The following is a 5,893-nucleotide window of genomic DNA, read 5'->3' as shown; positions in this document are numbered from 1 at the left end:
AAGTCGACCTTCTCGGCGATGATCTCGCAGCCGTAGCGGTCGTTGCCCATGCTGTCGATCCACTTGCTGTAGTGGATGCGGCCGTGGACGAGGACTTTCATGCCTTTTCGCAATGCTCAGCGACCGTCTTGCCGAGACCGCCCCGGCAGGTGAAGCGGTGCCATTAGGTGTCCATGACCCGGACCGCATCAATGGCTGAGTACGATCTCGAGGCACTATCGCTCAGCGAGCTGAAGAAAATGCAGAAGGACGTTGCCAAGCCGATTTCCACATTCGAAGATCGGCAGAAGGCGGAAGCCCGCGCCAAGGTGGACGCGCTGGCAGGGGGCAAGATCGCAGAGGACATGGCCATCGGTTGATGCCCGCGACTGCGATCCCTCTTGTCATGTTTCAGCAAAGCGGACGCTCAGGCGTGGCGCCACGACCGAGTGCCGTCGGTCTAAATGGGATGCAGATTTTGCGCTGAGATCCGGCACAAGACCGACGTGGAGGGCGGAAAGCCGACCGATGCATGTGCAGCAAACCCTTGAGAGATGCTGCGGGAACAAACATTCGTCGCAAACGCGAAGTGTTCCCGAAGGAAATAAGCGGATATCGCTTGTTTGAAGCTTAGGTGCTTCGACAACCTTATCAGCCGCGGAAGCGCCATTGGGTTGACCGGTGGAAGCGCAGATATGCAGGCATTTGCACTCTTGCGTCGACGGGGCCAGAGGGCGCCTCAGTACCGCGCAAGGATTGAAACCGGCTGGTCAGGCAAGCTGTGTGGCCATGGTGTCGTGCCGAACGGGGCCAAGTCTGGAAACTGCGTTGCCAAGGTGTAGCCATCCTCTTCTTGAAGATCGGTCACCTGCATGATCACACGTTGGGAAATCGACCCCATTGCCGCCAGGCTCGCAGCGCTTGCATTTCCGTTCAGGACCGCGCGCAGGTCGTCTTGCGTGACGCGGTCGTGCAACGTGATGTCGGCCCGCACGATCAGACCATAGCCGCTCAAATCCTCGCTGAGCCCGCCCCATAGTTGCCTGAACCTTTCGCTGCGACCCGCGAAGGGTGAACCCGGCAGACCGTACCAGCCCATGGCAGACGGCAGATCACCGATAGCCCAGAAACGGCCGGTCCATACGAGATAGCTGCTTTCCTCTGCATCAGGCTGATTGTAGAGCAGGCTGTATTGCTGCGCGATATGGTCGCCGATCTTTTGGCTCTCGCCTGTCGCAATGATCCGGTTTGGCACATCGAACCAATGCATGAACTCGTGCAGGTACGGGTTGTAAGGCGTGATCGGCAAAGCAATATTGCCATCGCGGGCAAAGACTTGCCCAACGACGGTATCCAATCCGATGTAAACCCAGTGATCCGACTGATAGGTCGCGACGCCGTCATTCATATGGGCGGCATAGCTTATTGGCGTGGCGATGCCGTTGTCGAAGATCATCGTCATGCGCCATGCCGTCCGTTGTTCGACGGGCACGTGGATCCAGTCCTGTTCTCCCACATCGAAACCATCGGGCAGGTTCCAGACCGGATCGCCAGCCGTGCGCGAAGTTCTCGTCCAACCCCATGAAGGCGGCAAATCTGCGACCTGCATCCGGACGATCCAGTCTGACGACACCTCGTCCGATAAGAACCTGTTGTAGCGGATGATGCCGTTCGTGATGTCATCCTGGCCGACCACCCGCGAGGAAATGACCATGTCGTAGTCGCGGCGCACGTCGCCTGCGGTGTGCAAAAGAGCGGCGGTGCGCGCGGGCACGGTCATTCCGGTCGCATCCACCCCGGGATAGGTGGGCGGATAGGTGGTTTCGTCGACGCTGATGTTCTCCCATTGCCAGCCCTCGCCCAGAGGATCCGTCAAGGCAAGACAGGGCAGCGCAAAGCACATCGCCGTGTCTGCTTCCTGCTCCGACAGGATGCGTCGTCCGACGGCGATTGGCGCGGCGCTCATGGCTTGGTTGGTGACAAAGACGAACCGCCATGTGACATGCGGCGCGGGGACTGGCGCGACGGGGGTGAACAGACCCTCGTAGGCTGCGGCGATGCTGGCGACCAATGTTGGCGCAAGGTCGAAGCGCGTGACCTCGACCAGACGATAGGGCGCCATCCAGTCTTCTTCCGCCGCCAGGTCACGGCTTTCGATCCGGTAGCGGACATGCGGCAAATATCCATCCAGCGCGTCGATGGCGAGGATTGCTTTCTCGGGATCGTAGACGGACACATCGGCATGGACAACGCTGCTGCGGTCGTAGTCGGGAAACCGATGCGGTCCGTTCCAGCGCTCGGTCCAGAAATAGTGGGGGTCGATCGGCAAGAACCCCTCGGCATGCGCGAATGCGGTGATTTCCTCATCCGCGCTCTGCGCCGATGCCGCGCCGGGGGACACGAGTGTCGCCGCTATCACAAGGGCGGCCTGATACAGCCAGGAGCGGGCCATGCTAGCCATTCCACCTTGCGACATATGTGGTCACTGTCAGGCAGCCGCCGCCTAACTGTAGCACGGCCGGGTTCACGCCCCCCAGGGCGGGCATGTTGAAGGCGAACCGGCTTTCGCCGCGGATCAGGGTCGGGCTGACCAGCCGCGCGGTGAAGGTGACGCGGGCGGTGGCGCCCTCGATTTCTTCGTCGGCCACCACGCCGCGCCACGACAGATCCCCGGTGCGCGACCACGCGACCATGCCGCGGGTTTCGGGAAAGATCCGCTCGGGGCGGAAGTGGCCGCCCCAATTGACGGTCACTGTGTGGGTTTCCATGCCGCCCATAGCCGCCATGGCCGCCATCGGGCATTGCGAGGCGTCAGTGGCCACATCGGTGATCTGCCAGCGCCCATCACGCGGCGTGATGTCCTCGAACAGTTGCAAGGGGCAGTTGCCCTGCCCGCCATAGGAGCGATCAAGTTGCGCAGGCGACAGTTTGCTCCAGACCAGATCGCCTTGTGGATCGCGCACAAGGATCTGGTTCTCGGCATCGTCGGGGATGTTGATGTCAACGGTAATCGCGACCTGCTCGAGGGTCAGTTCACTGACACGGCAAGTGCAGCCGGTGCTGGTGCATTCGGCCATCTGGATCCGCTGCCCCGTCTGGGCAATCGCGGCAACGGTCGAAAGCAGAAGGGCTGTGGCAAATGCGAGGATAAGGCGCATCTTGAATCACTCCGGTCAATTCGGCGGAAATAGGAGGTCGATGATCTCGTCGGCATCGCGATCGCCAAGGTCGATCGGGGTGAAGTCGGGGCCTGCAGCGCCGAGGTTGTCTTGCGCGGGCGATTGCGCCCCACCAGCCCCAAGCTGTTCCACGCCCAAAAGCGTGGGCGGCACGACATAGGTGACGGGATAGGGGCATGCCTCGGCGGCGACACTTTCGCCCATGCGGCATTGCGCGGTTCCGAAAGTAAGGACCAGCGCCTCGCAGGTCGACAGGAAGCTCGCGTCAACCAGCGTGGCGCCAGCAGTGTCGAAGCCGATGATCTCCAGAACCTGATCCCCGCTTCCAACGAGCGGCGCGACCGCGCGCCCATTCGCATCAGCCCCCAAAACGGGGACGCTGAACGTGAAGCGAGGGCCGGACGGCATCGCAAGGGTGGCCCCCACCATGCAGCCTGCGCCGAATTGCGTGGTCGCGCGCAGGGTGACGGTGATGCCCGCCTGATCGGCGGGGCCGCGCACTTCGAAGCCGGTGGTCGCACGCAGCATCCCCGCTTGGTCAATGATGCTGATCATGTAGACCCCCGGCGCATCCGGGATCGGCAAGGTCGGGTCTTGCGACGCAATCAAGGTGGCAAGGTCGGTGGTGTAAACCACGGCCCCCCCCTGTGCTTCGATCCGAAGCTGGCCTGCCAGACCGGCAGGGGCCGCGATATCCACCGGGACATAGCCGTCCGAACCCGCCACCAAGCCGGCATCGGACAAAAGGGCAAGGCTGACCGACCCCTCTGGGGCTGTGCCGCCCCCGGCGCGATCATCGGCTACAACCTCGAAATCGATGCCGCCGAACATCTCGCCCTTCATGTCCTGAAACTGGATCTCGTAGAATCCGGGGCGTTCAGGCACCGGCAGCACCGGGTCCGAGGCGCCCATCAGATCCGTGCCAAGGATCGTAAAGATCGCCGGCGCGTCGCGGTCATCGGCGTCATGAATGGCGATGAAGCCGTTGAAATCCGCCGGTGCTGTCAGCGTCACAGGCATGAACGCGCCCGGCACGGCGACAATCGGCGCATCAGGCAAGTCAAGCGTGAGTTCGTCCCACCGGAAGACCGGGGCGAGAACCACCTCTTGCGGCGTGGAGCCGGGCAGGATCGTCACGGCCCGGTCGCGGAATTCGCGCGTCCCGGATACTGCGCGGATGTCATAGGCGTTGCCGACACCCAGCGGATGATCCTGCAGCGACATCGCCCCGAAAAGGCTCTGGCCACCGGCATGGGTTGCGTCTTCCCCATCCACCAGCCTGATGTCCAACGAGTAGTTCACATCGCGGGGCACGCCGGGCAAAGTCAGGCTGACCGGGCGCGTCTCGGCCCCCGCCACAGGCTGACCCATATGAATCATGGGCGCGACCATCCCGGCCACCATCTGCGCGGTGATATCAGCATCGGTGAAATGGCACAGGCGGCCCAGGCCATTCGTGTCAAGGCAGGTGCCGTTGCCGTCCACCCATTGGCGCGGGTTCAGGCGCAATTCCTGCCCCTCCGGGCCAAAGAGCGACAGCGAGGGATGTTCCATCGCCGTTGGCGTGGCAGAGGCGGTTTCGAATTCGGGCGCGGTCACGCTCCACCCGATGGGCAGGGGGATGGTCAGGCCGCTGGCCGGATCGGTCCAGTCGCAAACCGCCTGCGCGCAGGTAAAGACCGTGTCCACTCCGTATTGCAAGCTGCCCTGATCGGCGGGGTTCGGCCCGTGAAGCACGACCTGCAACTGCGCCGATGGCGGCAAGGGCACGGAATCGGGCCAGAAGACGACCGGCAGGCTGTTGGCACCGGAGACCAGCGTTCCGGCATAGCCTTCGGCAAATGGCATGACTGACAGGACAAAGGGCGCGGGGTCGATCATCGGCAGTGCCATGGTCAGGATCAGCGCGCCGTCTTCCTCGACCACGCTGTCGATCTCGCGCTCGAAGAGGACCGTGCCGAAGGCTGCGGGGGCGGGCGTGAAGCGGCCCTGATAGCCGGTGGCGTCGGCGCGGGTTTCCAGCACCACATCCATGACCTTGAGCGGGTCAGTCGGCGTTCCGGGTGGAACATCATAGGGCGGCACGGTCAGGATGCGCCATGGCCCCTGCAGGTCCAGCGCGCCGTGATCTTCGTCGCCGCCGGCGTCGATCTGCACGGTGAAGTCATTGGGCTGCCCCGGAAAGATCGCCACATCCGCCGAAAGCGTCACCTCGCCCGGGGCGGTGGCGGTCACGCGCCAGCTGCCGGGTTCGAAATTGCCGGTGACGACAGGGCCGGTTTGCACGGGCGCCCAAGGGCCGGAGGTCATGTCAGGGTCAAGCGGCACGGCCTGCCACGTCACATCCGACTGCGGCACATCGGGCGGCAGCCGGAACGTGGCGGTGACCTGCGCCAGATCGTCTTGCGACGCGTCGCCCCGCGTGGCGACGGCGGCTTGGGCGGCAAGTTCGGCGCTGGTGGTCAGGTCGCTGTCGACAAAGGGAATTCCGACACCGAAGCGGCGCGAGAACATGACCTCGGTGCGCTCACGGTTCAGATAGCGTAGCTCGTATTCGCCGGCCACGTCCGGAGCCCTGAGGCTGACCGCGCCATTGCGGCTGAGCGAAAAGGCCCAATCATGACGCTGATGCTCGTTCACGGGTTGGTCGAGATCGGCGATCACGATCCGCTCCTCCCCTCGTTCGGGGGCGCGGAAGGTGAAACGGACACGGCTGCCGGGTTCGACCGACCCGA

4 protein-coding genes and 1 pseudogene are annotated in these 5,893 nt (G+C 63.5%); 1 reads left to right on the top strand and 4 read right to left on the bottom strand.

Annotated elements, in window-relative coordinates:
- Positions 1 to 184, bottom strand: a pseudogene (locus V7N12_RS13380) (single-stranded DNA-binding protein); the annotation flags it as partial.
- 7 nt (positions 185 to 191) lie between these two features.
- Here V7N12_RS13380 and V7N12_RS13375 point away from each other — a divergent pair.
- Positions 192 to 359 carry a hypothetical protein gene (locus tag V7N12_RS13375; RefSeq protein ID WP_443089971.1) on the top strand — a complete coding sequence of 56 codons (168 nt, stop codon included), beginning with the start codon at positions 192 to 194 and terminating at the stop codon, positions 357 to 359.
- Between the two features lie 359 nt (positions 360 to 718).
- Here V7N12_RS13375 and V7N12_RS13370 read toward each other — a convergent pair whose 3' ends face one another.
- The 3 genes from V7N12_RS13370 to V7N12_RS13360 form a co-directional block, all read right to left on the bottom strand.
- Positions 719 to 2,431 (bottom strand): hypothetical protein, encoded by a 1,713-nt coding sequence (locus tag V7N12_RS13370; RefSeq protein ID WP_333715123.1) that lies wholly within the window; start codon positions 2,429 to 2,431, stop codon positions 719 to 721.
- A gap of 1 nt (position 2,432) precedes the next feature.
- Positions 2,433 to 3,137 (bottom strand): hypothetical protein, encoded by a 705-nt coding sequence (locus V7N12_RS13365; protein ID WP_333715122.1) that lies wholly within the window; start codon positions 3,135 to 3,137, stop codon positions 2,433 to 2,435.
- Between the two features lie 15 nt (positions 3,138 to 3,152).
- On the bottom strand, positions 3,153 to 5,893 hold a 2,741-nt coding region (locus V7N12_RS13360), incomplete at its 5' end, for a hypothetical protein (protein WP_333715121.1).

The sequence above is a fragment of the Yoonia sp. genome, assembly GCF_036770585.1.
In the GTDB taxonomy this organism is placed as follows: Bacteria; Pseudomonadota; Alphaproteobacteria; order Rhodobacterales; family Rhodobacteraceae; genus Yoonia.
Note: the sequence above shows the minus strand (reverse complement) of the source record. Positions and strands in the feature narration are given on the sequence as shown.